29 protein-coding genes are annotated in these 26,918 nt (G+C 63.9%); 17 read left to right on the forward strand and 12 right to left on the reverse strand.

The window, feature by feature from the left end; all coding sequences use genetic code 11:
- Positions 1–15: 15 nt before the first annotated feature.
- From AC2YJX_RS23600 to kefC, 7 genes are all read right to left on the reverse strand, one after another.
- Complete coding sequence (locus AC2YJX_RS23600; RefSeq protein WP_487257438.1) at positions 16–660, reverse strand: trimeric intracellular cation channel family protein; 645 nt, start codon at positions 658–660, stop codon at positions 16–18.
- 171 nt (positions 661–831) lie between these two features.
- Positions 832–1,206, reverse strand: a complete 375-nt coding sequence (locus AC2YJX_RS23605; RefSeq protein WP_436131360.1) for a hypothetical protein — start codon at positions 1,204–1,206, stop codon at positions 832–834.
- The gene (locus AC2YJX_RS23610; protein WP_487257439.1) at positions 1,203–2,066 is read right to left on the reverse strand and encodes a hypothetical protein; all 864 of its coding nucleotides are present in this window, start codon (positions 2,064–2,066) and stop codon (positions 1,203–1,205) included. Before AC2YJX_RS23610 ends, AC2YJX_RS23605 begins: the two co-directional genes overlap by 4 nt.
- A gap of 43 nt (positions 2,067–2,109) precedes the next feature.
- Complete coding sequence (locus AC2YJX_RS23615; RefSeq protein WP_487257440.1) at positions 2,110–3,252, reverse strand: PepSY-associated TM helix domain-containing protein; 1,143 nt, start codon at positions 3,250–3,252, stop codon at positions 2,110–2,112.
- A 34-nt stretch (positions 3,253–3,286) separates the two neighbouring features.
- Entirely contained in the window at positions 3,287–5,446 is a 2,160-nt protein-coding gene (locus AC2YJX_RS23620) for a TonB-dependent siderophore receptor (protein ID WP_487257441.1), read from the reverse strand.
- A 404-nt stretch (positions 5,447–5,850) separates the two neighbouring features.
- Positions 5,851–6,702, reverse strand: coding sequence for a 3-deoxy-8-phosphooctulonate synthase (gene kdsA, locus AC2YJX_RS23625; RefSeq protein ID WP_487257442.1), 852 nt, complete (start codon positions 6,700–6,702; stop codon positions 5,851–5,853).
- Positions 6,703–7,094: 392 nt separating this feature from the next.
- Positions 7,095–8,993: a glutathione-regulated potassium-efflux system protein KefC gene (gene kefC, locus AC2YJX_RS23630; RefSeq protein WP_487257443.1), complete on the reverse strand. Its 1,899-nt coding sequence runs from the start codon at positions 8,991–8,993 to the stop codon at positions 7,095–7,097.
- Positions 8,994–9,246: 253 nt separating this feature from the next.
- On the opposite strand from kefC, the gene AC2YJX_RS23635 reads away from it, so the two are divergent.
- The 4 genes from AC2YJX_RS23635 to AC2YJX_RS23650 all read left to right on the forward strand — a co-directional run bounded on the left by AC2YJX_RS23635 (position 9,247) and on the right by AC2YJX_RS23650 (position 12,152).
- Complete coding sequence (locus AC2YJX_RS23635) at positions 9,247–9,885, forward strand: LysE family translocator (RefSeq protein ID WP_487257444.1); 639 nt, start codon at positions 9,247–9,249, stop codon at positions 9,883–9,885.
- 108 nt (positions 9,886–9,993) lie between these two features.
- The gene (locus tag AC2YJX_RS23640) at positions 9,994–10,614 is read left to right on the forward strand and encodes a nucleotide-binding protein (protein ID WP_487257445.1); all 621 of its coding nucleotides are present in this window, start codon (positions 9,994–9,996) and stop codon (positions 10,612–10,614) included.
- 96 nt (positions 10,615–10,710) lie between these two features.
- The gene (locus AC2YJX_RS23645) at positions 10,711–11,175 is read left to right on the forward strand and encodes a MaoC family dehydratase (protein ID WP_056066019.1); all 465 of its coding nucleotides are present in this window, start codon (positions 10,711–10,713) and stop codon (positions 11,173–11,175) included.
- Between the two features lie 32 nt (positions 11,176–11,207).
- A complete protein-coding gene (locus tag AC2YJX_RS23650) occupies positions 11,208–12,152 on the forward strand; it encodes a LysR family transcriptional regulator (RefSeq protein ID WP_431150428.1) in 945 nt (314 codons plus the stop codon).
- A gap of 49 nt (positions 12,153–12,201) precedes the next feature.
- Here AC2YJX_RS23650 and AC2YJX_RS23655 read toward each other — a convergent pair whose 3' ends face one another.
- Both AC2YJX_RS23655 and AC2YJX_RS23660 read right to left on the reverse strand, forming a co-directional pair.
- The gene (locus AC2YJX_RS23655; RefSeq protein WP_055398580.1) at positions 12,202–12,729 is read right to left on the reverse strand and encodes a tRNA (cytidine(34)-2'-O)-methyltransferase; all 528 of its coding nucleotides are present in this window, start codon (positions 12,727–12,729) and stop codon (positions 12,202–12,204) included.
- Between the two features lie 85 nt (positions 12,730–12,814).
- Positions 12,815–13,537, reverse strand: coding sequence for a ComF family protein (locus AC2YJX_RS23660; RefSeq protein WP_487257446.1), 723 nt, complete (start codon positions 13,535–13,537; stop codon positions 12,815–12,817).
- Positions 13,538–13,560: 23 nt separating this feature from the next.
- On the opposite strand from AC2YJX_RS23660, the gene AC2YJX_RS23665 reads away from it, so the two are divergent.
- From AC2YJX_RS23665 to AC2YJX_RS23700, 8 genes are all read left to right on the forward strand, one after another.
- A complete protein-coding gene (locus AC2YJX_RS23665; protein WP_431150421.1) occupies positions 13,561–14,466 on the forward strand; it encodes a biotin synthase in 906 nt (301 codons plus the stop codon).
- 151 nt (positions 14,467–14,617) lie between these two features.
- A complete protein-coding gene (locus tag AC2YJX_RS23670; RefSeq protein WP_121420957.1) occupies positions 14,618–15,094 on the forward strand; it encodes a DUF2244 domain-containing protein in 477 nt (158 codons plus the stop codon).
- A 59-nt stretch (positions 15,095–15,153) separates the two neighbouring features.
- The gene (gene coxB, locus AC2YJX_RS23675) at positions 15,154–16,323 is read left to right on the forward strand and encodes a cytochrome c oxidase subunit II (RefSeq protein WP_055398584.1); all 1,170 of its coding nucleotides are present in this window, start codon (positions 15,154–15,156) and stop codon (positions 16,321–16,323) included.
- A 30-nt stretch (positions 16,324–16,353) separates the two neighbouring features.
- Positions 16,354–17,985, forward strand: a complete 1,632-nt coding sequence (gene ctaD, locus AC2YJX_RS23680; RefSeq protein WP_055398585.1) for a cytochrome c oxidase subunit I — start codon at positions 16,354–16,356, stop codon at positions 17,983–17,985.
- A gap of 11 nt (positions 17,986–17,996) precedes the next feature.
- A complete protein-coding gene (locus AC2YJX_RS23685; RefSeq protein ID WP_212742253.1) occupies positions 17,997–18,107 on the forward strand; it encodes a cytochrome oxidase small assembly protein in 111 nt (36 codons plus the stop codon).
- A gap of 13 nt (positions 18,108–18,120) precedes the next feature.
- Entirely contained in the window at positions 18,121–18,756 is a 636-nt protein-coding gene (locus tag AC2YJX_RS23690; RefSeq protein ID WP_121505569.1) for a cytochrome c oxidase assembly protein, read from the forward strand.
- Entirely contained in the window at positions 18,753–18,977 is a 225-nt protein-coding gene (locus AC2YJX_RS23695; protein ID WP_055398587.1) for a DUF2970 domain-containing protein, read from the forward strand. Before AC2YJX_RS23690 ends, AC2YJX_RS23695 begins: the two co-directional genes overlap by 4 nt.
- Before the next feature lie 61 nt (positions 18,978–19,038).
- Positions 19,039–19,920 (forward strand): cytochrome c oxidase subunit 3, encoded by an 882-nt coding sequence (locus AC2YJX_RS23700; RefSeq protein WP_121420955.1) that lies wholly within the window; start codon positions 19,039–19,041, stop codon positions 19,918–19,920.
- 117 nt (positions 19,921–20,037) lie between these two features.
- Here the strand turns inward: AC2YJX_RS23700 and AC2YJX_RS23705 are convergent, their stop codons facing one another.
- Entirely contained in the window at positions 20,038–20,262 is a 225-nt protein-coding gene (locus tag AC2YJX_RS23705) for a twin transmembrane helix small protein (RefSeq protein WP_055398589.1), read from the reverse strand.
- 15 nt (positions 20,263–20,277) lie between these two features.
- On the opposite strand from AC2YJX_RS23705, the gene AC2YJX_RS23710 reads away from it, so the two are divergent.
- From AC2YJX_RS23710 to AC2YJX_RS23730, 5 genes are read left to right on the forward strand one after another with little or no spacing between them, the layout of a single operon-like run.
- Complete coding sequence (locus AC2YJX_RS23710; RefSeq protein ID WP_487257447.1) at positions 20,278–21,063, forward strand: SURF1 family protein; 786 nt, start codon at positions 20,278–20,280, stop codon at positions 21,061–21,063.
- Positions 21,005–21,748 carry an SCO family protein gene (locus AC2YJX_RS23715; protein WP_487257448.1) on the forward strand — a complete coding sequence of 248 codons (744 nt, stop codon included), beginning with the start codon at positions 21,005–21,007 and terminating at the stop codon, positions 21,746–21,748. Before AC2YJX_RS23710 ends, AC2YJX_RS23715 begins: the two co-directional genes overlap by 59 nt.
- Entirely contained in the window at positions 21,748–22,929 is a 1,182-nt protein-coding gene (locus AC2YJX_RS23720) for a COX15/CtaA family protein (RefSeq protein ID WP_436131684.1), read from the forward strand. The genes AC2YJX_RS23715 and AC2YJX_RS23720 overlap by 1 nt, the downstream gene beginning before the upstream one ends.
- On the forward strand, positions 22,926–23,828 hold the full coding sequence (cyoE, locus tag AC2YJX_RS23725) for a heme o synthase (RefSeq protein ID WP_055398593.1): 903 nt from the start codon (positions 22,926–22,928) through the stop codon (positions 23,826–23,828). Before AC2YJX_RS23720 ends, cyoE begins: the two co-directional genes overlap by 4 nt.
- A gap of 8 nt (positions 23,829–23,836) precedes the next feature.
- On the forward strand, positions 23,837–24,454 hold the full coding sequence (locus AC2YJX_RS23730; protein ID WP_121508606.1) for an SCO family protein: 618 nt from the start codon (positions 23,837–23,839) through the stop codon (positions 24,452–24,454).
- Between the two features lie 133 nt (positions 24,455–24,587).
- Here the strand turns inward: AC2YJX_RS23730 and AC2YJX_RS23735 are convergent, their stop codons facing one another.
- Together AC2YJX_RS23735 and rpoH are read right to left on the reverse strand one after the other, a co-directional pair.
- Positions 24,588–25,625 carry a Bug family tripartite tricarboxylate transporter substrate binding protein gene (locus AC2YJX_RS23735; protein ID WP_436131685.1) on the reverse strand — a complete coding sequence of 346 codons (1,038 nt, stop codon included), beginning with the start codon at positions 25,623–25,625 and terminating at the stop codon, positions 24,588–24,590.
- Between the two features lie 116 nt (positions 25,626–25,741).
- Positions 25,742–26,683, reverse strand: coding sequence for an RNA polymerase sigma factor RpoH (gene rpoH / locus AC2YJX_RS23740; RefSeq protein ID WP_055398595.1), 942 nt, complete (start codon positions 26,681–26,683; stop codon positions 25,742–25,744).
- Between the last annotated feature and the right edge of the window lie 235 nt (positions 26,684–26,918).

Below are 26,918 nucleotides of genomic sequence, written 5' to 3' on the forward strand. Positions count from 1 at the left end.
CGATGCGCAGGCCGGTCACACCCGCCAGGCCGGCAGCTCCCAGTTGCGCCACAGCGCCAGCCCGCGCAGCCCGGCCGTGAGCAGCACGCAGACCAACAGCGGTGCCCAGTCGGGCGCCTGCAGCTGGCGCAGCGCCACGTCGGCCCAGCCACCGGCAAACGCGCACAGCGCGTAGGGGCGGTGGTCGCTGAAGGCCTGGGGCACTTCGTTGCACAGCACGTCGCGCAGCACGCCGCCAAACACGCCCGTGGTCACGCCCATCATCACGCTGATGATGGGCGGCATGCCGATGGCGGTGGCAATGTCCACGCCCACGGCGGCGAACAGGCCCAGGCCAATGGCGTCGGGCAGCAGCATGGCACGCTCGGTGGGCTGAAAGTGCCGCTGGCGCATGAACAGCATGGCGCCGATGCACAGCGCCAGAATGCCCCATACGAATTCGGTGTGGCGGATCCAGAAGAAAGGCCGCTGGTCCAGCAGCAGGTCGCGAAGCGTGCCCCCGCCAAACGCGGCCACAAAGGCCACGACACACACGCCCACGGCATCGAGACGCTTGCGCGCGGCCATGATCACGCCCGACAGGGCAAACGCGATGGTGGCGGCCACTTCCAGCGTGAAGCGCAGGGTGTGAATCCAGGGGGCGTCGAGCGGCAGGTCCATGGGCGCGATTGTGCCGTGGCGCTGTGGGAGCGGGCAGGGGCTGGCAGCACGCTGCCTGTCAATTTTTGCTATTGAAAATATAGCTTATAGCGCTTGCTGATCAAGCGCTGGGGCCTGTTTTTATTCAAAAACAATCCGCCAATGTCCCTGCTCTTGGGCAACTGGGGTGCTTCATGACACCAAGCCCCCCGCCCGAAGAAGCTGCCAGGCCAGCGCCAGCAAACAGCCTGTGCCGCCCAGTGCGCCCAGGCGGTGTCCCCAGCGCAGGCTGCTGGCGGGCCATTGGTTCATGGCCAGCACCAGCAGCCAGCCCAGCACCATCCAGGCCGCCACCACCAGCGCCAGCCCCGCCGCCAGCCCCGCCGCAGCGGTGGCCGCGAGGGCCTGCAGCACCAGGGTAGCCAGAACCACCGCCCAGGCGCGCCGGGATGCCGCAGTGGCTGGGGGCGTGCCGTCGCCCCAGGCGCGCGTGGGCACGGTGCGCGCCCAGCGGGTCAGTGCAATCAATGAGGCCAGCGCGGCGCTGGCGCCGATGAGTTCGTTCATGCGGCCTCCGGCGGGTGGCGGTCGGGCCCTGGGTTGGGCGCGTGCGGCGCCCCGTGGCCCGCCCGCCGCCAGCGCAGCGCCCACCACGCCTGTCCTGCGCGCCACCGCAGCGGTGCCCCCACAGCCAGGGCACACAGCGCCGACGCCACTGCCCACTGCACCATCCCCGCCTTGGCCGCCAGGCCGCCATAGGCCAACGCGGCCAGTGCCCACAGCAGCACGGCGGTGCGGGGCGTCCAGTGGCGCAAGGTGGCAGCGGGCAGGGCCACGAAGAAGGCGAGCAGCAGGCCCAGCATGCCCGACGAACGTGCGGGCTCGGTCGCCACGATGTGGGCCAGGCGGAAGGATTCCACCGCTAGCACACCGGTCAGCCAGAAGGGCCAGTGGGCTGACCCCACCCAGCGGGCCCAGCCGCGTGGGTGCCAGCGCGGGGGGGCGGTGGTTGTGTGCACTGCAGAGCCCGGTCGGGCCACGGCCGCAGACCGCGACGCCCTGCGCCGGTGCGCCTGCACCCGCTGGGGCCCGATAAAACCCGCGATGCCCCCGCAGATCAGCCCCATGGCGACCAGGCTGACCAACATGGCGGGTCCTTGGGCACTGCCCAGCACCAGCCCGGCCACACCGGCCACGGCCAGCAGCACGCCCGCGCTACCCAGCGAGACGCGCCACAGCGCCAGCGTGCGCAGCGCCCACGCCGCCGCTGCCGACAGCAGCAGCCACACGCCGATGAGTGCCCACACCGCCCACACGGGCCGTTGCGCCAGCGAGGGCAGGCCCGCAGGCCCCCACAGGTGCATAAACACCGCCACGATCAGCGCGGAGGGCGTGGTGGCGTGCAGGGCCAGAAAGAAACGTTGCATGGTGGGCGAAGCTGTGACGCTGTGAGAGAGACGCTGGTTGGTGTCAGCCTGCCGCCGCGATGCCGCCCGCTGTGGCCTGCGCAGCCTCCGCCTCGCGCCTGCGCTGCTGGCGCGCATCCAGCCAGATCAGCGTGCCCGAGATGGACAGGAACGCGGGCGTCATGCCCAGAAAGAAATAGAGCCATTTCAGCGCCAGCCCGCCAAAGTCGCCAAAGTGCAGGGGCTCCATCAGCCCATTGACCAGCGACCAGAAGCCCGCCGTGCGCGGGTCATGCACCTTCTTGGGTACGCCGGTGGCAGCGTGGATGTCCACCCGCGCGGTGCTGGCCAGGTGGTCGCTCAGGTTGCCGGTGAAGCCCGCCTCGGCGGTGCCTGTGCCCCAGCGGCGCAGCGACACATAGCGCGCCTCCAGCCCCGGCACGGCCTGCTGCGCGGTGGCGTACAGCGCATCCAGCGACTGCATGGGCACGGGCTCGCTGGCCTCGGCCTTGCGCGCAGGCTTGGTGGCCGTCATTGCTGCAGGGGTGGTGATGTATTGGTAGCCCTGCTCAAACAGCGGCGCCAGCCCCATCCATGCGCCTGTGGCCGCGATCAGGATGTGAAAGCCCAGCCCCCAGATGCCTGCGGACTTGTGCAGGTCCGACATCACCACCCGAAAGCTGCGGCCCCAGCGCTGGGTGAACAGCTCGGCCAGGATCTTGCGGTGGATGACGATGCCCGTGGCAATCAGCACCAGCATCGCCACCCCGAGGAAACCCACGATCCACCGCGGCCCGAAGAACAGGAACACATGCAGCATGCGCAGGTACTGGCCCAGCTGGCTGTTCACCGGGCCCACCACCGTGCCGGTGTCGGAGCGCAAGGCCACCTTGGTGCGCGTGTTGGCAGGGGCTCCGCGCTCGCGCACAAAGGCGAAGTAGCTGGGGTTGACCGCATCGGGCAACGCAATGGTTTCCACCGTCGCGCCGGGGTAGTGGGTATGCAGCTGCGCCAGCACCGCGTCGAGCGGAGCGGGCTTCTCAGCGCGCGGCAGCTGGGCCAGCGACGGGTTGGCCCACAGGTCGATCTCGTGCTTGAACACCACCACCGCGCCCGAAAAGCACACGATGAACATCAACAGCCCCGTGACGATGCCCGCCCAGGAGTGCAGGGTGAAGAGACGGTTGAGCGTGCGCTGGCTGGTCATGGTCGGCTCGCGGTGGCGGGGTTTTGGCGCTGCGTCAGAAGAAGTACGTCACGCCCAGGCTGATGTTGCGTGGCAACGCGGGCGAGACCACGTTGGCGTTGATCGCGCCGTCGTAATACGCCTTGTTGAACACGTTCTTCACGCCTGCCGTCACGCGGTAGTTGTCGCCCACGTAGCTGATGGACGCATCGGCCACAAAGTACGACGGCAGCGTGAACGGGTACGAGCCGATCTGCTCGCTCACATACCGCCCGCCCAGGCCCAGCGTCACGCGCTGGTACTGCGGCAGCTTGTAGGTGGCCCAGGCCGTGAGCGTGTGGCGTGGCGTGAGGTTGAGAGGCTTGCCCACGATGGCAGTGTTGGTGTCACGCGTGACCTTGGTCTGCGTGTAGGTGTAGGCACTGGTGATCTTCCAGCCGTTCTTCAGGTCCGCGCCCAGCTCCAGCTCCAGCCCGCGTGCGCGCTGCTCGCCGGTCTGCACGCTGAAGCCCGTGTTCACCGGGTCGGCCGTGGTCACGTTCTCGCGCACGAGGTCAAACACGGCGAGCGCGCCGGTGACCTGGCCGCCGGGGGCTTCGTACTTCACGCCCGCCTCCCACTGCTTGCCGGTTTCGGGCACAAAGGTCGATCCGCCAAACGTCAGGCCCGACTGGGGCAGGAACGACTCGCCATAGCTGCCATACGCGGCCCAGCCGGGCTTGAACTCGTACACCAGCCCGGCCGACAGCGTGGTGGCGTTGTCCTTCTGGCGCGTCTGCGTGTTGGCCACGCGGTTGTTCGTATCGGTGGTGGACCAGTCGCGGCGCAGGCCCACCAGGGCCGTCCAGCCCTGGCCAAACTTGATCTGGTCCTGCGCATACAGCCCGGCCACGGTGAGTTTGGCGGGCGCATCCTGCGTCAGCGCCTCGGGGCAGGTGGCCTGCATGCCATACACGGGTGCAAACAGGTCCAGCGCACCGATGCGGCAGGTGCGGCTGGCCAGCAGACTGGTGCCGCTGCGCGCATCGAGGCCCGTCACCAGCTGGTGCTTCACGCCCAGCGCTTCAAAGCGCGACAGCAGCGAGGTGTCGGTGGCCAGCAGGTCGTAGTCCATGTACTGGCGCGAGGCCTGGCGGTTCTGCAGCCGCTGGTTGGCGTGCAGCGCCTGGTTGGAGACAAAGTTGCCTGTGCCCTTCTCGGTCTCGTAGCGCACGTTCTGGCGGAAGGTCATGGCCTCCGACATCTTGTGCTCCAGCGAGTAGCCCACGGTTTTGCTCTCTACGTCATACCCGCCAAAACTTGGGTCGCCCGTGAACATCGTGACGGGCAACGTGCCGTTGCGGTTGGGTAGCAGCGTGCCATAGGGCGTGATGCCCTGCTGGCGCATCCATTGGCTCTGGCTGTAGGTGGCAAACAGCACCAGGTCGGTCTGCGGGCCCAGGTCGATGGAGAGCGATGGCGCGAACCACCGGTCCTTGCGGTAGACGAACTGTGTGGGGTCGTCCACGTTGGAGACATGCGCATTGATGCGCAGCGCCGACTTGCCCGATTCGGACAGTGGTCGGTTGATGTCGGCCTGCAGCGTGCGCTGGCCGAAACTGCCCACCTCCACGCCCACCTCGTTGATCGCTTCCTTCTTGGGCCGCTTGCTCACCGCATTGACAATGCCGCCGGGCTGCACCTGGCCATACAGCACCGACGCCGAGCCCTTGAGCACCTCGAAACGCTCGTAGCCATAGGGCTGCAGCTTGGCCCACATGCCCGGGCTCTGCACCAGGCCATCGACTAGGATGGATTCGGTGGAGCGAAAGCCACGGATATTGATGTCGTCAAACCCCCGGCGCCCAAAGTTGACCGGGCTTACCCCCGCCACGGTCTGCAGCGCTTGCTGCACGTTGGTGATCTGCCGGGATTCCATTTGCTCACGCGTGACCACGCTGACGGACTGCGGCGTTTCCAACCGCCGCATGGGCGCCTTGCTGGCGGTCTGTGCCTCCACGGGCGCAAAGCCCATGTCTTTTTCAGTGCTGGCGTTGATGCGGACTTCTTGCAGCTGGGGCGCGCCTGTTGTCGCGTCTGCTGCCGGTGTGCTGGACTGCTGTGCGATAGCTGCTTGGGCGAGGCACAGGGCCAGCGGGGTCAGGGTGAAAAGAGTGGCCGCGCGGACGGATGGCAAGCGCGGGGCGTGCGCGAGGCGCAGGGGCTGAGAAGACATGGGGGTCCCGATGGAGGTGAGCGGACAACAAACGCTGGGGGCGCTGGCTCACGTGGCAGGGGACGTTGGCTGGCGAGAAAGTGATGAATTATAATGCGAATGGTTATCGTTTGAAATTCTGCAATGAAATGACTGGAGTGCGAGAAGCCGCAGTACCTTCTTGAGGGAGTTGAGATAACCACCACCGCCATGCGGCGCGAAAACTGGGACTGTTTGGGCTATCTCGGGACAACGCGAAACGTATCGTTGAAACGAAGTTGCAATCCATGTAGCAGCACGCGGCCCCGCCAGCAGCCCAATCTGAACTCCGAGGCTAGACTTCTGCCTTCGGCCAGGAGCCGCCCTTCAACACAGCCCGCAGCCCAAGCGGCCGAGATCGAATTTGTTGATTCGCGATGTCACATTCAGGCGCGGATATGCAAAGGCGCGAATGACTTCACCAAGTCGTCCAGATCTTTCAACTGTGCGAGGAAAGGCTCTAACTGGTCCAACGGCAGAGCGCTGGGACCATCGCATTTGGCCTGTTGCGGGTCGGGATGTGCTTCAAGAAAGAGTCCTGCCAACCCTGTTGCTAGACCGGCGCGGGCCAGTTCAACCACTTGGTCACGGCGACCGCCAGAGACGGCAGCGTTCGCCTCGCGTTGCTGTAGGGCATGGGTAACGTCGAAGATGACAGGTAAGTTTCCGGTGACCTTCTTCATCACTCCGAAGCCAAGCATGTCCACTACCAGGTTGTCATAGCCGAAGCAGGTTCCTCGGTCGCACAGAATGACGGGAGAACTACCGGCTTCTCTGATTTTTTCGACGATGTTGAGCACTTGCGGTGGGCTCAGGAACTGAGGCTTCTTGACGTTGATGACCTTGCCCGTCCTGGCAAGAGCCACGACCAAATCAGTCTGGCGAGCGAGAAACGCAGGCAGCTGTAAAACATCCACGACTTCAGCGACGGGATTCGCCTGCCATGGTTCGTGCACGTCGGTGATGACGGGAACACCAAACTCTGCCTTGACCGCCTCGAACATTCTCAGACCCTCTTCCAAGCCCGGGCCTCTGAACGAGTGGATAGAGGAGCGATTCGCCTTGTCAAAGCTCGCCTTGAAGACATAGGGGATGCCAAGCTTTCGGGTGACTCGGACGTATTCCTCCGCAGCGAGCAGCGCCATGTCCTTGGACTCGAGTACGTTCACGCCGCCAAACAGCACGAAGCCATCGTTATTGCTGACGTTGATTGCAGGGGTGATGGCAACGGTGGTCAAGAAAAGCTCCCCGGTAGTTTTGCTCGCATTCTCGCTCCGGTCAGCTGAACTAACGCAAGAGGCCGCTTGGGGCTCATAGCGTAAGTTGCGACATGCCCCAGAAGCAAATCTTGCGGTGCTTGACGTCTAGGCATTGACCTAACGATTAGGCTGGTGCGCTGGATGTCAGTAGGCCTGCACCGATGCGTCAGTTTGTGTGTCGCGAAAAGAAATCGCGCCAAATGGGTGGCGCGAAAGCGATTTGTAACTGGCGCGAAAGCGGTTTGCACCCACTTTGTTGAGCTGGTCACCCCTGCAGATGCGCTTTCTGGAGCCCTCCGCACCGCATGAGATCTTTTTGCTATTAAATGTATAGCTAAAAGGTCATGATGGTCAAGCGGAGAAGCCTATTTTCAATCCAATTTTTGGATAGAGGTAGCCCCCTCCCCATCCTCGGCCCCCTCCGCCCCGCCATACCCTGGGTACGCCCCTCCCGCCGCATTCAACGCCGCACTTTCCTGCCGCTCCCGCGCCATCTGCTCCGCAAACTGGTTGCGGCCTTCTCGCGCGACGGCGATGAATTTGGCGCGGTCTTTGTAGTGCGGGTACATGCGGTCGGCCAGGGCGATGTTGTGGGTGCGAAAGCGCTGGGTGATGGCGGTGGCCTGCGCGGGGGGCAGGCCCATCAGCTCCAGCACGGTGTGGGCGCTTTGCAGGCTGGACTCGAACAGCTCGCGCTGGACCAGGGTCACGCCCAGGTCGCGCAGCTTGTTCCAGTGGCTGATGTCGCGAGCGCGGGCCACGATTTGCAGGTGCGGGAAGTGCTCGCGCGCCAGCTTGGCGATCTGCAGTGACTGCTCGGCATCGTCCACTGCCACCACGAGGATGCGCGCGTGTTCGGCCCCGGCGATGCGCAGCAGGTCGAGCCGCGTGGCGTCGCCGTAGAACACGCGGTAGCCGAAGGTGCGCGCCACTTCCAGCATGTCCACGCTGTGGTCGAGCACGGTGGTGGGGATGCCTTGGGCCAGCAGCACGCGCGAGACGATCTGCCCGTAGCGGCCGAAGCCCGCGATGATGATGGGCGCCTCTTGGGGTTCGGAAATTTCTTCGGCCTGGGGCGTTGTGTTTTTGAGCTGTGCGTAGCGGCGCAGCAGCACGCGGTCCATCACCACAAGCAGCAGGGGGCTGATCAGCATCGACAGCGCCACGGCGCCGATGAGCAGCGAGGCGGTCTCTGCCGGGAACACGCTGGCGCCCGCAGCGGCCTGGAACACCACAAACGCAAACTCGCCGCCCTGGGCCAGCAGCAGGGTGAAGACGGGGCGCTCCTGGTAAGGGATTTCAACCACCTTGGCCAGGGTGTAGATGACCACGGCCTTGGCCGCGAGGAAGCCGACCAGGATGGCGGCCATGAGACCGGGCGAGCGCAGGATCACGCCGAAGTCGATGCTCATGCCCACGGCGATGAAGAACAGCCCGAGCAGCAGGCCCTTGAAGGGTTCGATGTCGGCCTCCAGCTCGCGCCGGTATTCGCTGTCGGCCAGCAGCACACCGGCAAGGAAGGCGCCCAGCGCCATCGACAGGCCCACCAGCACCATCAGGTAGGCAATGCCCACCACCAGCAGCAGCGCGGCGGCGGTGAAGATTTCGGGGGTGTTGCTCTTGGCGATCCAGCGCAGCACGGGGCGCAGCAGCAGGCGCCCGCCGAGGATGATGGCGGCGATCACGCCGACGATCTTGAGCACCTCCAGCACGATCTCACCTGGCGAGTGGCCCGCCCCGTCACCCGCGGCAGCGCCCAGCACCGGCAGCAGCGCCAGGATGGGGATGGCCGCCACGTCCTGGAACAGCAGGATCGAAAAGCCTGCCTGGCCGCTGCTGGTGCGCATCAGGTTGCGCTCGGCCAGCACCTGCAGCGCAATCGCCGTGGACGACAGCGCCAGGCCCAGTGCGCCCACCAGGCTCACGCGCCAGGGTAGGCCGGCCAGCGCGCCCAGTGCAAACAGCACGGCTGCGCAGCCCAGCACCTGGGCCGTGCCGGTGCCGAAGATGGGGCGGCGCAGCGCCCACAGGCGGCTGGGTTGCAGCTCCAGCCCGACCAGGAAGAGCATGAGCACCACGCCGAACTCGGCAAAGTGCAGGATGTCCTGCACGTTGCTGACCAGCCCCAGGCCCCAGGGCCCGATGGCGATGCCCGCCGCCAGGTAGCCAATGATGGCGCCGAGGCCCAGCGCCTTGGCGATGGGCACGGCCAGCACGGCAGCGGTGAGGTACAGGAAACCGTAGGTGAGCCAGGTGGGGGCGTGTTCCATGGAGGCGCGGCAATAGTGGTGGCGTTGGGAGGGGCGTCGCAGGGGGCGGACGGGCGGGCGTGGGCGTGTCAGGATTCTGGCATTGCCGTAGCGATGCGGGGGTGCGCGTGGCATAGCATTGAAATGCTTCTATTTTGATAGCTGGTAGCGCTTTATGGTCAAGCGCTAGCAGGCATTTTTATCCAGATCATGGCAGCGACACGGGGGCGTTGTTAAGATGCTCGCCCTTCTTCGCACACGGGCTTGGTGATTCATGGACTTTCAGACTTGGCTGGCTTTTTTTGCGGCATCGTGCCTGATTGCGGTGTCGCCGGGGTCGGGGGCGGTGTTGTCGATGAGCCATGGGCTGTCGTACGGCGTGCGCAAGACGGGCGCCACCATCCTGGGCCTGCAGCTGGGCCTGTTGCTGATTTTGCTGATTGCCGGGGCGGGCGTGGGTTCGCTGCTGCTGGCGTCCGAGGTGGCTTTCAGCGTGGTGAAAGTGCTGGGCGCCTGCTATCTGATCTATGTGGGCTTTGCGCAGTGGCGTGCCGGGGACAAATCGCCGGTGCAGGGCGATGAAGCAGAGTCGGCCGGCACCTGGCAAAAACGCTGCCTCACGGGTTTTTTGACCAACGCCACCAACCCCAAGGGCATCATCTTCATGGTGGCGGTGCTACCTCAGTTCATGACCGACACGCGCCCACTGTGGACGCAGCTGGTGGTGATGGCAGCCACCACGGTGACGGTGGACGTGGTGGTGATGCACGGCTACGCTGCGGGGGCCAGCGCGCTGCGCCGCCTGATGCGCAGCGCGCGTGCGGTGCGGGCGCAAAACCGTGTGTTTGGCGGCTTGCTGATGGCGGTGGGCGCCGGGCTGTTCTTCGTCAAGCGCGGCGGGCAGCAGGCTTGATAGGATGGTTTTGCTTTGATTTTAATAGCTGCTTGCGCATGCCTATAAAGCGCTAGAGGCTGATTTGGCTTGGTTTTTCATGGATACGCAGATTCCAAGGAGGTTGTCATGCCAGTAGTTGTTGTCGCCAACCCGAAGGGTGGTGTGGGCAAGTCCACACTGTCCAGCAACATCGCGGGCTACTACGCCAGCCAGGGGCATCCCGTGATTCTGGGCGACACCGACCGGCAGGAATCCGCCAAGCTCTGGCTGGGTCTGCGCCCGCCTGCCGCGCGCCCCATTGGCGCCTGGGATGGCATCAGCTCGGACGTGATCAGCCGCCCGCCCAAGGGCACCACGCACGCGGTGCTCGACACCCCTGCCGGGCTGCACGGCTGGCGGCTGAACGATGTGCTCAAGCTGGCCGACAAGATCATCGTGCCGCTGCAGCCCAGCGTGTTCGACATCTTTGCCACGCGCAGTTTTCTGGACCAGCTGGCCGAGCACCGCCGCGCTGAAGGGGTGCAGATCGGCATTGTGGGCATGCGCGTGGACGCCCGCACCAAAGCCGCCGAGCAGCTGCACCATTTTGTGGACAGCCTGGGCTTCCCGGTGCTGGGCTACCTGCGCGATACGCAGAACTACATCCACCTGGCGGCGCATGGCCTCACGCTGTTTGACGTGGCGCCCGGCCGCGTGGCGCGCGACCTGGAGCAGTGGCAGGGCATCTGTGCATGGCTCAATTCTTGAAGGACAGCGTGAAGCAGAACGTACAACCAGCCCCTCGGGAAAACACCTGTCACCCGGCAGACAAGGCGCGCCTGGGTGCGGGGCTACATTGCGACGATGAAAATCTTCCGCTCTTATTCCGAAGTCAGCGCCTGCGTGGGCCAGGAGGTCGCCGTGACCGACTGGATCACCATCACGCAGGAACAGGTCAACCTGTTTGCCCAGGCCACGGGCGACCACCAGTGGATCCATGTGGACCCCGAGCGTGCCAAGGCCGGGCCGTTTGGTGCGCCCATTGCGCACGGGTTTCTCACGCTGTCGTTGATTCCGCAATTCTTCGAGACGGGCCTGACCATCGAGGGCGCGCGCATGGGCGTGAACTACGGGCTCAACAAGGTGCGCTTCACGGCACCGGTGCCGGTGGGCAGCCGCCTGCGCGCACGCCTGACCTTGCAGGCTGCCGAGCCGGTAGCGCCCGATGGTATGCAGATGACCTGGCTGGTGACCGTGGAGCGCGAGGGCAGCGACAAGCCGGTGTGCGTGGCCGAGTCTTTGGCGCGCAATTTCGGCGCCCCGGCCTGAGCCTGGTCGCCACCGGGCAGGAGGTCTGAACCATGGACCGACTGCAAGCCATGAAAATTTTCGAGCGTGTGGTGGAAGAGGGCGGCTTTGCCGCCGCCGCCCGCGCCATGGATATGTCACCCCCTGTGGTCACCCGCATGGTGGCCGAGCTGGAGCAGCATCTGGGCACGCGGCTGCTGCAGCGCACTACCCGCAAGCTGGCGCTCACCGACGCGGGTGATGCCTATCTGCAGCGCGTACGCACCATCCTGCACGAGATCGACGACGCCGAAGCGGCAGCGGCGGCCAACACGCGCGATCTGCGCGGCACCATCCGCATCGTTGCGGCGCCGGTGCTGGCGACCAACTTTCTGGCGCCCATGGTGGCGCTGTGGCATGCGGAGTTCCCCAAGCTGTTGCTTGACATCGACCTGGACGCCTATGCCTCGGCGAGGGTGGATGAATATGATGTGACCATCATGGTGGCGGGTGAGGATTTTGATGCCAACATCGTGGCACGCCCCCTGTTGAAGGGGGAGGCGATTGTTGTTGCATCGCCCGACTACCTGGAGCGCAAGGGCATTCCGCGCGAGCCGCAAGACCTGCTGCAACACGACTATCTGCGCGACTCCGGCATGGCCGCGCGAGCGCAGTTGGGGCCAGCGCGCAAGCTGCGCCTGCAATCGCTCAACGGCAGCTTGCCCGCGCAAGAGGTCGATGTGCCGGCAGTGCTGCAGTCGGTCAGCACCGAGCTGCTTCTGCGCGCGGCGGTAGACGGCGCGGGGGTGGCCGTTACCTCGCGCCTGCTGGCCGAGGAACACCTGGCCCGTGGCGAACTGGTGCACATCCTGCCGGCGTGGATTTTTTCGCGCTACACCATCTATGCCGCGCTGCCGTCCGGCCGCATGCTGCCCGCGCGCACCAAGGTGTTTCTGGACTTTCTCAGCGAGCAGGTGCCCCTGGCCGTGGCGGACCAACGCGGGCAGCAGGCCAAGTAACCCAAGGCCATCGGCCAGGGTGGCGCGCCCACCAACAATCAGCCAGGCATCAACCCAGCTGCGCAAATCCGCTGATGATGGTGCCCTCTGGCTCCACGGCGATTTCGCCGTCGGGCATGGCAAAACTGTTCTGGCGCCAGGCTTCGAACACCGTCACAGCCACGGCGTTGGACAAATTCAGGCTGCGCTGGCCCGCCACCATGGGCAGGCGAAGGCGTTGTGCGGGCGGAAAACTCTCGCGCAGTTCGGGCGGAAGCCCCCGGGTTTCAGCCCCAAACACCATCCAGTCGCCCGGCAGGAAGCAGGTGGAATGCACGGGCTGCGAGCCGTGTGTGGTCATTGCGAACATGCGGGTCGGGTCTGGTTGGGTATCCCGCAGGAAGGCGGTCCAGCCTGCATGCACTTGCACCTGGGCGTATTCGTGATAGTCCAGCCCCGCACGGCGCATCTGGCGGTCTTCCATCGAGAACCCGAGCGGCTCGATCAGGTGCAGAGTGCACCCCGTGTTGGCCGCCAGGCGAATCACATTCCCCGTGTTGGGCGGTATCTCGGGTTCGACGAGGACGATATGGAACATGCCGCCAATTGTCATCGCTGGGCGTGTGAGTTGAGCAACCGCTCGTAATCAAAAGTATCCCGCTGGTACTTCGAGGTTGCGGGGCTCAGTCGCGCCCCGTGCGCGCCAGGACGGCGGCGGTGACATGCGTCACGCCTGCCTCGCGCAGCGCCAGGGTGGCCGCCTGCAGCGTGGCACCGGTGGTCATCACGTCATCGATCAGCACCACCCGCTGGCCGCGCAGGGCTGCCGCGCGGGCGGGTTCAACGGCGAAGGCGCCGCGCAGGTTGCGCAGGCGCTGGGCGCGGGGCAGGCTGCTCTGCGCCTCGGTGGCGTGCAGGCGCAGCAGGGTGTGGTGGTCGGTTTTGGTGCCTGCCAAGTGCCTTGCCAGCAGGGCCGACTGGTTGAAGCCCCGCTCGCGCAGGCGCTCGGTAGACAGCGGCACCGGAAGCACGCGGTCGGCCGCTTCCAGCGCCGGTTCCATCCACGGCGTGCTGCGTATCAGTGTGGCCAGCGCCTTGGCCCAGCCCGGATCACCGCGAAACTTGAACTGCGCCAGCGCATCGGCCCAGGGGTAGGCGTAGTCCACTGCGGCAATGCAGGCATCAAAGCTGGGCGGGGTCTGGATGCAGGCGCCGCAGACCTCTACCCCTGCAGGCACCCGCAGGGCGCAGCGCTGGCAGCGCGTGGTGGGCTGGGCAAACCGCGCCACGCAGGCGTTGCAGATGCGCTGCGAGGGCCAGGTGTGGCAGAACGCGCACTGGCTGGGCACCTGGTGGGCCCAGGTGTGGAAACGGCGCGAAATCCCTGTCAGGCCCGTAAAAAGCATGAATCAATATACTCGCGCGGCCCATGACGTCCTCCGAGCGCCCCCCCACCATTGATCCCGTTGCTGCGGCCCGCTGGCATGCAGCAGCCCCCGCCGTATCTCCCTGGCTTCATGAAGAAGTGGCCCGCCGCATGGAGGACCGCTTGCAGTGGATTCGCCAGGCCCCTGAATCGTGGTGCCATTGGGACGCAGTGCGTGGCGGCCTGCAGGCGCATGCGCTCGTGAGCGCACGCTATCCCAAAGCGCGTTGCCAGATCTACGAAACGGCAGCCCATTGCGAGGACTCTGCCCGGCAGGCGCTGGCCAAGCCGTGGTGGAGCCCTGCGCGCTGGAGCGCAGGCAACCCCCAGCTGGGTATGCCTGCAGATGCGAGTGTGCAGATGCTGTGGGCCAACATGGCGCTGCACACGGCAACCGACCCGCAGGCGCTGATCGCGCAATGGCACCGTGCCCTGGCGGTGGATGGCTACCTGATGTTCTCGTGCCTGGGGCCCGATACCCTGCGAGAACTGCATGCGGTGTATGCCGAGCTGGGCTGGCCCCCGGCAGGGCATGCCTTCACCGACATGCACGATTGGGGTGACATGCTGGTGCACGCCGGTTTTGCCGAACCGGTGATGGACATGGAGCGCATCACGCTCACGTTTGCCACGCCCGAGCGGCTGGTTCAAGAGCTGCGCGAGCTGGGTTGCAATCTGCACCCTGATCGCTTTCCCTCATTGCGCGGTCGGCGCTGGCGCGAGAAGCTCTACCAAGTGCTGTCCGACCGGTTGGCAGATCCGCAACAAGGTGGTCAGTTGGCACTGACTTTCGAAATCATTTATGGCCATGCCTTCAAGCCCGCGCCTCGGGTGCGCGTCAGTTCCAGCAGCGCTGTGTCGCTGCAGGACATGCGCACCATGTTGCGCCAGGGCGGCAAAGAGAACTAGCCTGTAACGGCGTGTCAATGACATGGAACAAGGCACGCTACAATTCCGGGTTATTGAGATTTCGGGCATCTTCCCGCGCAACTTTGCGGGCTGCGCCTGTCTTGCCTTGGGCATGACAGGCACCCAGCTGGCAGTCTTGTGAGCACTTCTGGTGACGGGCTTGGTTTTTCGTTTTGCCACGGTGTCGGGTCAACGCATTGACTGGCGTCTCGTTCGCAACTGTTCGGTCACGCCGGTGCAGTTGGGCTGGATGTATCTGTCCTTGTGTGTGGTGTCCCTGGGTATCGCAACGTGCTTCTGGATACTCGGTGCCCGCCTGGTCATGCCCTTTGCGTGGCTGGAGATGGTGGCGGTAGGAATTGCATTCGCCATGTACGGTCGCCATGCGGCGGATGGCGAGAGGATTTCGCTACAGGGTTCGCGCCTTGTAGTGGAACTGGAGACAGCAGGCAAGCTGGAGCGCGCCGAGTTTGACCGGAGTTGGGTTCGCGTAGAGCCCAAGTCTGGGGACCGTTCGCTGATCATGCTGTCTGCGCAGGGCCGAACGGTCGAAGTGGGGCGCTTCATGCGCCCCGAACTTCGACCGGCTCTGGCATCGGAGATCCGCATGGCCTTGCGCGCAGCCTGACCCCACGCAGGCGCGCGAAAGGGATTGGTTAAATTGAGGCTTAGAAGTAAGTGAGAACTATGAAGAGCATTTCCAACAAGCTGGCTTCTCTGCTGCTGATTGCCGGTGCATGGGTGGGCTCCGCAGCCCATGCCGTTCAGGACCTGCCTGGCGGCCCTGCAGTCAACCAGCTGAACCTGCATCCCCCGGTCACCAAGATCGCAGAAGAGCAACATTTTCTGCACTGGATGATGCTGATCATCTGCACGGTGATCTTTGTTGCAGTGTTCTCCGTGATGTTCTACTCGATTTGGAAACACCGCCGTTCCAAGGGCGCCAAGTCGGCCAATTTCCATGAATCCGTGACGGTGGAAGTGGTCTGGACCATTGTTCCGTTCATCATCGTGATCCTGATGGCCCTGCCTGCCACCAAGGTGCTGGTGGCCCAGAAGGACACCACCAACGCCGACCTCACCATCAAGACCACGGGTTACCAGTGGAAGTGGGGTTATGACTACATCACCGGCGAGGGTGAGGGTCTGGCCTTCATCTCCACGCTGGACAGCAGCCATCGCGTGATGTCCGATAGTGGCAATGTCAAGGATGCGCCGACTGACTACCTGCTCAAGGTGGACAACCCGATGGTGGTGCCGGTGGGCAAGAAGATCCGCATCATTACGACGGCCAACGACGTGATCCACGCCTTCATGGTGCCTGCCTTCGGTATCAAGCAGGATGCGATCCCTGGTTTTGTGCGCGACACCTGGTTCCGCGCCGAGAAGATTGGCGATTACTACGGCCAGTGCGCCGAGCTGTGCGGCAAGGAGCACGCTTATATGCCCATCCATGTGAAGGTCGTGTCTGCTGAGGACTACACCGCCTGGGTGGCTGATCAGAAGAAGAAGGCTGCTGCCAAGCTGGACGACCCCACCAAGGTCTGGGCGCTGGACGACATCATGAAGCGTGGCGAGAAGGTGTATGCCGCCAACTGTGCGGCCTGCCACCAGGCCAACGGCAAGGGCGCTGGCCCCATCAAGCCATTGGACGGTTCGGCCATCGTGCTGGACGCGGACCATGTCAAGCAGATCCAGGTTCTGCTCAAGGGCGCAGCCAATGGTGCCATGCCTGCATGGGCGCAACTGAGCGATACCGATATCGCAGCCGTTGCCACCTACACCAAGAATTCGTGGTCCAACAAGACCGGCCAGCTGGTGCAGCCTGCTGAAATCGTGGCCCAGCGCGGCAAGTAATCAGCGCCCTAACGTATTGAGGAATCCAAGATGAGTGCAGTTCTCGACAACCACGGGCATGCGGGCGACCACGCACACGACGACCATGGGCACCATGGTCCCACCGGCTGGCGCCGCTGGGTGTATGCCACCAACCACAAGGACATCGGTACCCTGTACCTGCTGTTTGCCTTCGCCATGCTTATGGTGGGCGGCGTCTTGGCGCTGTTGATTCGCGCCGAGCTGTTCCAGCCCGGCCTTCAGCTGGTGAACCCCGAGCTGTTCAACCAGCTGACCACCATGCACGGTCTGATCATGGTGTTCGGCGCCATCATGCCGGCCTTCGTGGGCTTTGCGAACTGGATGATCCCGCTGCAGATCGGCGCATCCGACATGGCTTTTGCCCGCATGAACAACTTCAGCTTCTGGCTGATGATCCCTGCGGCCATCATGCTGGTGGCATCGTTCTTCATGCCCGGTGGCGCTCCTGCTGCGGGCTGGACGCTGTATGCGCCGCTGACGCTGCAGATGGGCCCCTCCATGGATGCCGGCATCTTCGCGATGCACATCCTGGGTGCCTCGTCCATCATGGGCTCGATCAACATCATCGTGACCATCCTGAACATGCGCGCACCCGGCATGACGCTGATGAAGATGCCCATGTTCGCCTGGACCTGGCTCATCACCGCCTACCTTCTGATCGCCGTGATGCCCGTGCTGGCTGGCGCCATCACCATGACGCTGACGGATCGCCACTTCGGCACCAGCTTCTTCAACCCCGCTGGCGGCGGTGACCCGGTGATGTACCAGCACATCTTCTGGTTCTTCGGCCACCCTGAGGTGTACATCATGATCTTGCCGGCCTTCGGCATCATCAGCCAGATCGTGCCTGCGTTTGCCCGCAAGAAGCTGTTCGGCTACGCCTCCATGGTGTACGCCACGTCGTCCATCGCCATCCTGTCGTTCATCGTGTGGGCCCACCACATGTTCACGACGGGCATGCCCGTGACGGGCCAGCTCTTCTTCATGTACGCCACCATGCTGATCTCCGTGCCCACGGCCGTGAAGATCTTCAACTGGATCGCCACCATGTGGCGCGGCTCCATGACCTTTGAGACCCCCATGCTGTTCGCCGTGGGCTTCATCTTCGTGTTCACCATGGGTGGTTTCACCGGCCTGATTCTGGCCATGGCTCCCATCGACATCCAGTTGCAAGACACGTACTACGTAGTGGCCCACTTCCACTACGTGCTGGTGGCAGGCTCGCTGTTCTCCATGTTTGCTGGTGTCTACTACTGGCTGCCCAAGTGGACGGGTGTGATGTACTCTGAAACGCGCGGCCAGATCCACTTCTGGGGCTCGTTGATCACGTTCAACATCACCTTCTTCCCCATGCACTTCCTGGGTCTTGCCGGTATGCCCCGCCGCTACGCCGACTACCCCATGCAATTCGCTGACTTCAACGCGATTGCCTCGGTCGGCGCGCTGGGCTTCGGTCTGATGCAGGTCTACTTCTTCCTGGCGGTGATTGTTCCTGCCATGCGTGGCAAGGGTGAAAAGGCAGCTGCGAAGCCTTGGGACGGTGCTGAAGGCCTGGAATGGGAAGTTCCCTCCCCAGCGCCTTTCCACACTTTTGAGAATCCACCCAAGCTGGATGCCACGGCCACCCGTGTGATCGGCTGAGGATCACGACCATGACACCCGAGCAGAAAAAGAGCAACCTGCGGATGGCGCTGATCCTGGCGTCGATTGCGGTGGTGTTCTTCGTCGGGTTCATGGCCAAGGTGTTCTTCCTTTCCCGTTAAGTCCACACCTGCCATGAGCCTGCACCGCGAAAACGCCAAGATGGTCGGCAAGCTGGTCGTGATCGCGGCTGGCATGTTCGCCTTCGGCTATGTGCTGATTCCCATCTACAAGCACATCTGCGAGATGACGGGCATCAACATCCTGTCGCTCTCTGAGCGTCAGGTGCCTGGTAACGGCGTGGCGGGCAAGGATGTCAAGGTTCCTGCCAACACGCAGGTGGACAAGACCCGTACGATCACGGTGGAGTTTGATGCCAACGCGCGGGGTCCCTGGGATTTCAAACCTGCCCAGCGATCGGTGCAGGTGCACCCGGGTGAGCTCACCACGGTGATGTACCAGTTTCAGAACATTCAGAACCGCCGCATGGCTGCGCAGGCCATTCCCAGCTACGCGCCCCGTCAGGCTGCTGCACACTTCAACAAGCTGGAGTGCTTCTGCTTTAACCAGTACACGCTGGAGCCCGGCGAGAAGAAGGAATGGCCAGTGGCGTTTGTGATTGACCCTCGTATTTCGAAGGACGTGACGACCATTACGTTGTCCTACACGTTCTTTGAAGTGGGTGGCAAGACACCCGCAGCACCGCAGTCCACAGCTGCCGTGGATGTATCCCTTCCGGCCATTTCCTCATTGGAAGGGGCTGGATCATGAATACCCCACTGGAGCAGCCCGTGGTGAAGCCGCATGCGCGCAAAGGCTCGTTGCTGCGCACCGTGCGCGCCGTGGCCTGGTCGCTGATCGGCCTGCGCAAGGGCAGCGAATACCAGCAGGATGTCGAAAAACTTAACCCACTGCACATCATCGTGGTGGGATTGATCGCGGTCTTTCTGCTGGTCATCGGCCTGATCGGGCTGGTGAACTGGATCGTGTGAGTGTGTGTTGGTTGGTACGAACAAATACTGAAAACAAAGATTTTGAGAGTCAGGAACTGAAATGAGTGCATCAACCCACGGCGGAACCCCGTACTACTATGTGCCTGCCGAGTCGCGTCACCCTGTGATGGCGGCTGCAGGCCTGTTCTTCGTCATTCTGGGCGCAGGGCAGTGGATCAACGGCCACGACTGGGGCAAGTATTCCCTGGCGCTGGGCCTGGTGTGGTGGCTGTTCACGCTGTACCAATGGTTCGGCGATGCGGTGCGTGAGAGTGAAGGTGGCCTGTATGGCCACAAGATCGATCTGTCGTACCGCTGGAGCATGAGCTGGTTCATCTTCTCGGAGGTGATGTTTTTCGGCGCGTTCTTCACGGCCCTGTGGTGGGCGCGTTCGCACTCTGTACCTGCCCTGGGAAGCCTGGACAATGCACTGCTGTGGCCTGATTTCAAGGCGGTCTGGCCCAGTCTGGCTGCGGGCGTGACCGGTTCGCCGGCTGGCATCGTCGAGCCCTTCCAGACGGTGGGTCCCTTCTGGCTGCCCACCATCAATACGGCTCTGCTGTTGACCTCGGGTGTGACGCTGACCATCGCCCACCATGCACTGCGCGAAAACCATCGCGGCAAGACGATCGGCTTCATGTGGGCCACGGTGCTGCTGGGTTTTGTCTTCCTGCTGGTGCAAGGCTATGAGTACTACCACCTCTACACCGACCTGAACCTCAAGCTCAACTCGGGCGTGTTCGGTTCGACGTTCTTCATGCTGACCGGCTTCCACGGTTTCCACGTGTTCCTGGGCATGCTGATGCTGCTGGTGATCACGCTGCGATTGCAAAAGGGCCATTTCACCGCCGACAAGCACTTCGGTTTCGAGGGCGCTGCCTGGTACTGGCACTTTGTGGACGTGGTGTGGCTGGGTCTGTACGTGCTGGTCTACTGGATGTAAACCGCGCCTGCCGTGTAAAAAAAGCGCCTCGCGGCGCTTTTTTTGTTGGCATGCATGCTGTTAGCGCAGAGCCTGGTCCATCGCTGGCGGCGTCCTGCTCGCCACGGTTGGAGGGGGTTAGCGGGCGGTTGCCGGCAGGCCAGTAGGCTGGATGTAGCCCAGCTGCCAGGCGACCAGGATACACAGGAACAGCACGATGGAGATCCCCACCCGCACGGCCAGCGCCTTGGCCATGTGGTTGCCCTTGGACTTGTCATCGCGTCCATTGCGCATCATGAAGAACAGGGCGGATGCCAGGCTGGCAAGAATGGCGATGAACGCCAGCACTACGAGGTATTTCATGGAGCACATTATCCCGTGACCACTTTCCGCCGTCCCGCAGGCCTGCGTTTCTGGTTGATCACACTCGCCGCAGTGGCGGGCATGCTGGTCACGGCATCGCTGGGCCGCTGGCAGCTGTCGCGCGCAGCCGAAAAAGAGGCGCTTCAGGCCGCGCTGGACGAACGGGGGCGCATGCCTGCCATTGACGGCCGCGCCTTGCTTGCTGCTGCGGTGGCAGATCCATCCTCGAAGGACGCCTCTTCGTTGGTGCACCGTGCTGTGGTTCTGGAGGGGCGGTGGCTGTCGGAGCACACGGTGTACCTCGACAACCGCCAGATGCACGGGCGTCCGGGCTTTTTTGTGGTGACGCCCTTGCAGCTGGCAGGGCAAAGTGGCGCGGCGGTGCTGGTGCAGCGTGGCTGGGCGCCGCGCAATTTCCAGGACCGTATGCGGCTGCCACAGGTGCAGACGCCACAGGATGTGACGGTGCGGGTGCAGGGCCGTGTGGCGCCCGCGCCTTCACGTTTGTATGAGTTCCAGGGCGCTGACAGTGCCCAGGGGTCTTCTCGCATCCGGCAAAATCTCGACCTGGCAGCGTTTCGCACCGAAACCGGTCTGGCGCTTGCCCACCTCACGGTGCTGCAGACGGGCGAAGCAGGCGAGGGGCTTCAACGCGACTGGCCCGTGGTCGGCGCAGGCGTCGACAAACACTACGGTTACGCATTTCAATGGTTCGGGCTCTGCGGCCTGATTGCACTTCTCTATGTCTGGTTCCAAATCGTCCGACGGTTCATTCGCCCGCGCAGCCACCCTGCTGCCTGAAGCCCAGGGGGACCATCCCCTGGGGCTCACCGTGCACACGCTCCCCGAAGCGGCGGGCGCCGTGGCCCTGACGCAGCGCACGCGCCATGGGCGTTTGAAGATGCTGGGCGTGCTGCTCATCTGCGCGGCGCCGGTCATCGCCTCGTATTTCACGTACTACGTCATCCGCCCCGAAGGCCGGCGCAACTATGGCGAGTTGATCAACCCGCAGCGCACCCTGCCGGACCTGAGCGCCACGGCACTCGATGGCAAGGCCGTTCCCCTTGCTTCGCTGAAGGGGCAATGGCTTCTGGTCAGCGTTGCGGGAGGGGCCTGTGATGCCGCCTGCCAGAAGCACCTGTACCTGCAGCGGCAACTGCGTGAAAGTGTGGGCAAGGAGAAAGACCGCGTGGACTGGGTCTGGCTGGTAAACGACGCTACCAGCGTGCCCCCGGAGCTCACGCCCGCATTGCAGAAAGCGACGGTGCTGCGCATGGATGCCGCTGCACTCAATGCGTGGCTTGCGCCCGCCGAGAGGCACCAGATCGCGGACCACTTGTATGTGGTGGACCCCATGGGCAACTGGATGATGCGTTTTCCGGCAGCCATGGACGCGGCAGGCGCGGCCAAGGCCAAGCGGGATCTTGAACGCCTGTTGCGTGCGTCCTCGTCATGGGATGAGGCCGGGCGTCCCGGGAAGCCGTGATGGACACCCCACAGCCGCTCTACGATCTGGCGCCCATCGCCCGGCTGATGCTGCTGGGCGTGCTGATTGCGCTCGGGCCGCTCGCCTGGGTGGGCTGGCGCAACCGCAACAGCTCCCCCATGCGGCGCCTGCAGGCACTCACGGTGCTCACCCTGTTTCTGACGTTTGATCTGGTGCTTTTTGGCGCCTTCACCCGCCTGACCGACTCGGGCCTGGGCTGCCCCGACTGGCCCGGGTGCTACGGCAGCGCCAGCCCCGTGGGGGCGCGCACCGAAATCGCGGCGGCCCAGGAGGCCATGCCCACCGGCCCTGTGACCCATGGCAAGGCATGGGTTGAAATGATCCACCGTTACCTGGCCACGGGCGTGGGCGTGCTCATCATCGTGCTCACGGTGTCGGCGTGGGTGCAGCACCGCAAGGCCTTGCGTATGGGGGGCGAGCGTCCCCCCATCAGCCCGTGGTGGCCCACCTTCACGCTGTTCTGGGTGTGTCTGCAAGGGGCTTTCGGGGCGCTGACGGTGACGATGAAACTCTTTCCGGCCATCGTCACGCTGCACCTCATCGGGGGGCTGGTGCTGCTGGCGCTGCTGTGTGTGCAGGCAGTGCGCCACACCCAGAGCGCTCAGGGCAAGCTGCCTGTGCGTGTCTCCACCGGGTTGCGCTGGGGTCTGGTGATCACCGGCGTGCTCGTGGCGGTGCAGGTGGTGCTGGGTGGCTGGGTCAGCACCAACTACGCGGTGCTGGCTTGCACCACCTTTCCCACTTGTCAGGGGAGTTGGTGGCCTGCCATGGACTTTGGCCAGGGTTTTCAGGTCTGGCGCGCGCTGGGTATGCTGCAGGACGGCAGCCACATCAGTTTTGCCGGGCTCACAGCCATCCACTATGTACACCGGCTCATGGCTTATGTGGTCCTCTTGGCCCTGGGCATCGTTTGCTGGCGCCTTCGCCAGGCGGGCGTGCTCCGGGTTCAGTCCCGCTGGCTGGCCGCGCTGGCGCTGCTGCAACTGGCCACCGGTCTCTCCAACGTGGTGCTGGACTGGCCGCTGCTGGCCGCCGTGCTGCATACCGGTGGCGCTGCGGCGCTGGTGGTGGTGTTGACCTGGGCCTTGGTGTCCAGCCGCGCGGTGTCCGCGCCGCAAGAGTTTTCCGCGCCTTCGGGTGCATCGAGAGTTACCGCATGAGTGTTGCTGCCCCCGCCGCTGTTTCTACGCCGTCGCGCATTGCGCAGTTCTATGCGCTGACCAAGCCGCGCGTGGTCCAGCTCATTGTGTTTTGTGCCCTCATTGGGATGGTGCTGGCTGTGCCTGGGCTTCCGTCGGCCTCGCAACTTGGGCTGATGGCCTTGGCCTGTGCCGGGGTGTGGCTGGTGGCGGGCGCTGCCGCCGCCTTCAACTGCATCGTGGAGCAGGGCATCGACGCCAAGATGAAGCGCACCGCCTGGCGTCCCACGGCCAAGGGCCAGTTGTCCAACGCCCAGACGCTGCTGTTTTCTGCCGTGTTGTGTGGTGCGGGGTCCGCACTGTTGTACTTCTGGGTGAACCCTCTCACGATGTGGCTCACGTTCGCCACATTTGTGGGCTATGCGGTCATCTACACAGTGATTCTCAAGCCCCTTACGCCGCAGAACATTGTGATTGGTGGTGCGTCAGGCGCCATGCCGCCCGTGCTCGGTTGGGCGGCCATGACCAACGATGTCGGCCCGGAAGCGCTCATCCTGTTCCTCATCATCTTTCTGTGGACGCCTCCTCACTTCTGGGCGCTGGCCCTGTACCGGGTGGAGGACTACCGAAAGTCTGGCCTGCCCATGCTGCCGGTGACCCATGGCAACGAGTTCACCCGCCTGCAGGTGTTTCTGTACACCCTGATACTGTTTGCCGGGTGCCTGATGCCTTTCGTTTACGGCATGAGCTCGTGGATCTACCTGGCCGCCGCGGTGGTGCTCAGCGCAGGCTTCTGCGGCTACGGTTTTGCCCTGTGGCGCAACTATTCGGACGCGCTCGCGCGCAAGACCTTCCGCTTTTCCCTCATCCACCTGAGCGCCCTGTTTGCCGCCCTCCTGGTGGACCACTACGTGCTGTGAAGACCGCCATGACCATGCTGAAAAGAAGTGCTCTTAAAACGATAGCTGTTAGCGCTTTATCTATAAGCGCTGCGGGCATTTTTAGTGCCTGTTCCGAAAAAAAGGCAGAGTTTCGTGGCGTGGACATCACCGGTGCGGACTATGCCCGTGACATCCCGCTGACCGACCACAACGGCCAGGCGCGACACCTCAAGGACTTTGCGGGCAAGGTGGTGGTGGTGTTCTTCGGCTTCACGCAGTGCCCGGACGTGTGCCCCACCTCCATGCAAGAGCTGGCCGAGGTGAAGAAGATGCTGGGCAAGGACGGCGACCGCCTGCAGGGCATCTTCGTCACGGTAGACCCCGAACGCGATACGCCGGAAGTGCTCAAGGCCTACATGGCCAATTTCGATCCCAGTTTTCTGGCCCTGTATGGCTCGCCAGAGCAACTGGCTGCGGTCGCCAAGGACTTCAAGATCTACTACAAGAAGGTCGATGGCAAAACGCCCACCAGCTACACCATGGACCACTCGGCCGGCAGCTACGTGTATGACACGGCGGGGCGCCTGCGTATCTACAACCGCTATGGCAGTGGCGCGCAGGCCCTGGCGGCAGACGTCAAGGCACTGCTGGCCGAGGCGGGTTGAGGTTTCTGTGGGCCCGCCAGTCCGCCTGCTGGTTTGACAGCACCTGCAACAAAAAACCCGGGCAGGCGCATCGGCCAGACCCGGGTTGATGTTTGCTAGCAGCAAAGGCGTGCGGCGTTTCCGTCGCGCAGATTTATTCCGCCTTGATGCCGCGCATCGCGATCACGCCGCCCAGCAAGTTGGTGTCGGCCTTCACGCGGTTGGCCAGCCCCTCGGGCGACGAGCCCACCGTCTGCCAGCCCTGCTGGAACAGCTTGCCGCGCACCTCTTCGCTGCGCGCAATCTCGCTGATCAGCGCCGCCAGCTTGGCCTGGATGGGCTTGGGCAGGGTCGAAGGCGCCGCAAAGGCATTCCAGATTTCCAGGTTGAAGTTGCTGATGCCGGCCTCGACCAAGCTCGGCACATCGGGTGCCAGCGGGCTGCGCCCGGAAGACGTCACGCCAATCGCGCGCAGCTTGCCCGCACGCACCTGGGCCTGCGCCAGGGCCGGGGGCAGCAAGGCCATCTGCAACTGCCCGCCCAGCATGGCGGTGGCCACCTGTGGGTAGCCCGGGTAGGGCACATGCACCGGGTTGATGTTGCTGCGCGACTTGAGCAACTCGGTGCCAATGTGGCCCACCGTGCCCACGCCGGGCGTGCCATAGCTCCACTTGTCGCCGCCATTGCGGGCTGCCACAAAGAAGTCGCGGGCGCTGCTGTTGGCGGGCACCCCGGGTTGGCTCACGGGTGCTGTCAGGATCAGGGGCGAGGTGCCGATGAGGCTCAGCGGTGCCAAGTCCTTGAGCGGGTCGTAGGGCACGGCCGGGTTCAGCAGCTTGGCAATTGTCATGTTGCCGTTGATCATCAGGCCGATGGTGTGGTCATCACGCGCTTTGGCCACGGCATCAGCCGCAATATTGCCGCCTGCGCCCACCTTGTTTTCCACGATCACCGGTTGGCCCAGGGCCTTGGACAGCGGCTCGCTGAACGTGCGCGCCGTGAGGTCGGGCGAAGACCCGGCCGGAAAGCCCACGATGATCTTGAGCGGCTTGGTGGGCCATGCCAGGGGCGCGGCGGCTGCTGCGGCACCGGGCTTGGCGGCGTTCTGGGCGAGAGCCCAGGGGGAGGCGGCTGCCAGCGCAATCAGCAGCGTAGACGCACGGCGAGAAACAACAGGACGTGACGACAACATGGGAAGGGGTCTCCTCAACAAGAACATTCAGGGGCCAAAACGACACGGGGCCCCAGAACTGGGGCCCCGTGAGGCAACTTCTGCAGCCGGGGATATTAACCCCGCGGCCCTCAGGCTCAGGCGTACTCCGCCAGCGCCTTCTTCATCTTCTTCATTGCAGCCACTTCAATCTGCCGGATGCGCTCGGCGCTCACGCCATACACAGCTGCCAGCTCGTGCAGCGTCATGCCGCCCGTGCCGTCATCGTTGACCTTGAGCCAGCGCTCTTCCACGATGCGGCGGCTGCGGTCGTCCAGGCTGCCCAGCGCCGTGGCAATGCCATCGGTGGCCAGGGCATCGCGCTGGCGCGACTCGATCATGGCCGTAGGTTCGTGCGAGGCGTCGGCCAGATAGGCAATCGGCCCAAAAGCCTGTTCGCCATCGTCCGAGGGTGCGGGGTCCAACAGCACATCACCGCCCGACATGCGGGTTTCCATCTCGATGACTTCCTCGCGCTTGACGTTGAGCTGCGCAGCCACCGTGTCGATTTCTTGGTCCGACAGCGTATCGCGGTGCGTGGCCGCATCAGCGGCAGACGCATCGGCCTTGAACCCCTGCTTCATGGAACGCAGGTTGAAGAAAAGCTTGCGCTGCGCCTTGGTGGTGGCAACCTTCACCATGCGCCAGTTTTTCAGGATGTACTCGTGGATCTCGGCCTTGATCCAGTGCATCGCATAGCTCACCAGACGCACGCCCTGGTCGGGGTCAAAGCGCTTGACGGCTTTCATCAGTCCCACATTGCCTTCCTGGATCAGGTCGCCATGGGGCAGGCCATAGCCCAGGTACTGGCGCGCAATCGAAACCACCAGACGCAGGTGCGACATCACCAGCCGACCGGCGGCGTCCAGATCGTTGTTGTCCTTGAGCTGCCGCGCGTAGGTCTGCTCTTCTTCGTGCGTGAGCAGCGGCAGGCGATTGACGGCGGAGATGTACGCGTCCAGGTTGCCCAATGGGGGCACCAGCGCCCAGGGGTTGGCGGGCGCCAAAGTCGTCGTAGCGGTTCCAGATTGAATGTTCATTCCGGGAATCCTTTCCTCTAAGCCATGATATTAGCACTCCATAGGACAGAGTGCTAAGCCAGGAGTTCCCCTCCGGTTGTAGGCGATGCCGCCTGCCTGGCACTGTCGTGCTAATTTCCAAGCAAACCTAACCCAGCTGGTCAAGTTTGCATCGGCACCAACACAAACAGCCTCCACGGAAACTGAGGTGCTTCATTAGTGTCAGCTCGGGAACCGAAGGCACGCGTTTGACTGG

Source organism: Acidovorax sp. SRI_002 (assembly GCF_057586455.1).

What these genes read in the sequence shown, in the direction of transcription:
- AC2YJX_RS23615 (WP_487257440.1), bottom strand. Translation starts at nt 3,252, where the DNA reads ATGACCAGCCAGCGCACGCTCAACCGTCTCTTCACCCTGCACTCCTGG.
- AC2YJX_RS23705 (WP_055398589.1), bottom strand. Translation starts at nt 20,262, where the DNA reads ATGAAATACCTCGTAGTGCTGGCGTTCATCGCCATTCTTGCCAGCCTG.
- AC2YJX_RS23660 (WP_487257446.1), bottom strand. Translation starts at nt 13,537, where the DNA reads ATGCTTTTTACGGGCCTGACAGGGATTTCGCGCCGTTTCCACACCTGG.
- AC2YJX_RS23650 (WP_431150428.1), top strand. Translation starts at nt 11,208, where the DNA reads ATGGACCGACTGCAAGCCATGAAAATTTTCGAGCGTGTGGTGGAAGAG.
- AC2YJX_RS23640 (WP_487257445.1), top strand. Translation starts at nt 9,994, where the DNA reads ATGCCAGTAGTTGTTGTCGCCAACCCGAAGGGTGGTGTGGGCAAGTCC.
- AC2YJX_RS23645 (WP_056066019.1), top strand. Translation starts at nt 10,711, where the DNA reads ATGAAAATCTTCCGCTCTTATTCCGAAGTCAGCGCCTGCGTGGGCCAG.
- AC2YJX_RS23720 (WP_436131684.1), top strand. Translation starts at nt 21,748, where the DNA reads ATGGACACCCCACAGCCGCTCTACGATCTGGCGCCCATCGCCCGGCTG.
- AC2YJX_RS23715 (WP_487257448.1), top strand. Translation starts at nt 21,005, where the DNA reads ATGTCTGGTTCCAAATCGTCCGACGGTTCATTCGCCCGCGCAGCCACC.
- rpoH (WP_055398595.1), bottom strand. Translation starts at nt 26,683, where the DNA reads ATGAACATTCAATCTGGAACCGCTACGACGACTTTGGCGCCCGCCAAC.
- coxB (WP_055398584.1), top strand. Translation starts at nt 15,154, where the DNA reads ATGAAGAGCATTTCCAACAAGCTGGCTTCTCTGCTGCTGATTGCCGGT.
- AC2YJX_RS23620 (WP_487257441.1), bottom strand. Translation starts at nt 5,446, where the DNA reads ATGTCTTCTCAGCCCCTGCGCCTCGCGCACGCCCCGCGCTTGCCATCC.
- AC2YJX_RS23655 (WP_055398580.1), bottom strand. Translation starts at nt 12,729, where the DNA reads ATGTTCCATATCGTCCTCGTCGAACCCGAGATACCGCCCAACACGGGG.
- AC2YJX_RS23730 (WP_121508606.1), top strand. Translation starts at nt 23,837, where the DNA reads ATGACCATGCTGAAAAGAAGTGCTCTTAAAACGATAGCTGTTAGCGCT.
- cyoE (WP_055398593.1), top strand. Translation starts at nt 22,926, where the DNA reads ATGAGTGTTGCTGCCCCCGCCGCTGTTTCTACGCCGTCGCGCATTGCG.
- AC2YJX_RS23690 (WP_121505569.1), top strand. Translation starts at nt 18,121, where the DNA reads ATGAGCCTGCACCGCGAAAACGCCAAGATGGTCGGCAAGCTGGTCGTG.
- AC2YJX_RS23635 (WP_487257444.1), top strand. Translation starts at nt 9,247, where the DNA reads ATGGACTTTCAGACTTGGCTGGCTTTTTTTGCGGCATCGTGCCTGATT.
- AC2YJX_RS23695 (WP_055398587.1), top strand. Translation starts at nt 18,753, where the DNA reads ATGAATACCCCACTGGAGCAGCCCGTGGTGAAGCCGCATGCGCGCAAA.
- AC2YJX_RS23685 (WP_212742253.1), top strand. Translation starts at nt 17,997, where the DNA reads ATGACACCCGAGCAGAAAAAGAGCAACCTGCGGATGGCGCTGATCCTG.
- ctaD (WP_055398585.1), top strand. Translation starts at nt 16,354, where the DNA reads ATGAGTGCAGTTCTCGACAACCACGGGCATGCGGGCGACCACGCACAC.
- AC2YJX_RS23735 (WP_436131685.1), bottom strand. Translation starts at nt 25,625, where the DNA reads ATGTTGTCGTCACGTCCTGTTGTTTCTCGCCGTGCGTCTACGCTGCTG.
- kefC (WP_487257443.1), bottom strand. Translation starts at nt 8,993, where the DNA reads ATGGAACACGCCCCCACCTGGCTCACCTACGGTTTCCTGTACCTCACC.
- AC2YJX_RS23605 (WP_436131360.1), bottom strand. Translation starts at nt 1,206, where the DNA reads ATGAACGAACTCATCGGCGCCAGCGCCGCGCTGGCCTCATTGATTGCA.
- AC2YJX_RS23600 (WP_487257438.1), bottom strand. Translation starts at nt 660, where the DNA reads ATGGACCTGCCGCTCGACGCCCCCTGGATTCACACCCTGCGCTTCACG.
- AC2YJX_RS23665 (WP_431150421.1), top strand. Translation starts at nt 13,561, where the DNA reads ATGACGTCCTCCGAGCGCCCCCCCACCATTGATCCCGTTGCTGCGGCC.
- AC2YJX_RS23700 (WP_121420955.1), top strand. Translation starts at nt 19,039, where the DNA reads ATGAGTGCATCAACCCACGGCGGAACCCCGTACTACTATGTGCCTGCC.
- AC2YJX_RS23610 (WP_487257439.1), bottom strand. Translation starts at nt 2,066, where the DNA reads ATGCAACGTTTCTTTCTGGCCCTGCACGCCACCACGCCCTCCGCGCTG.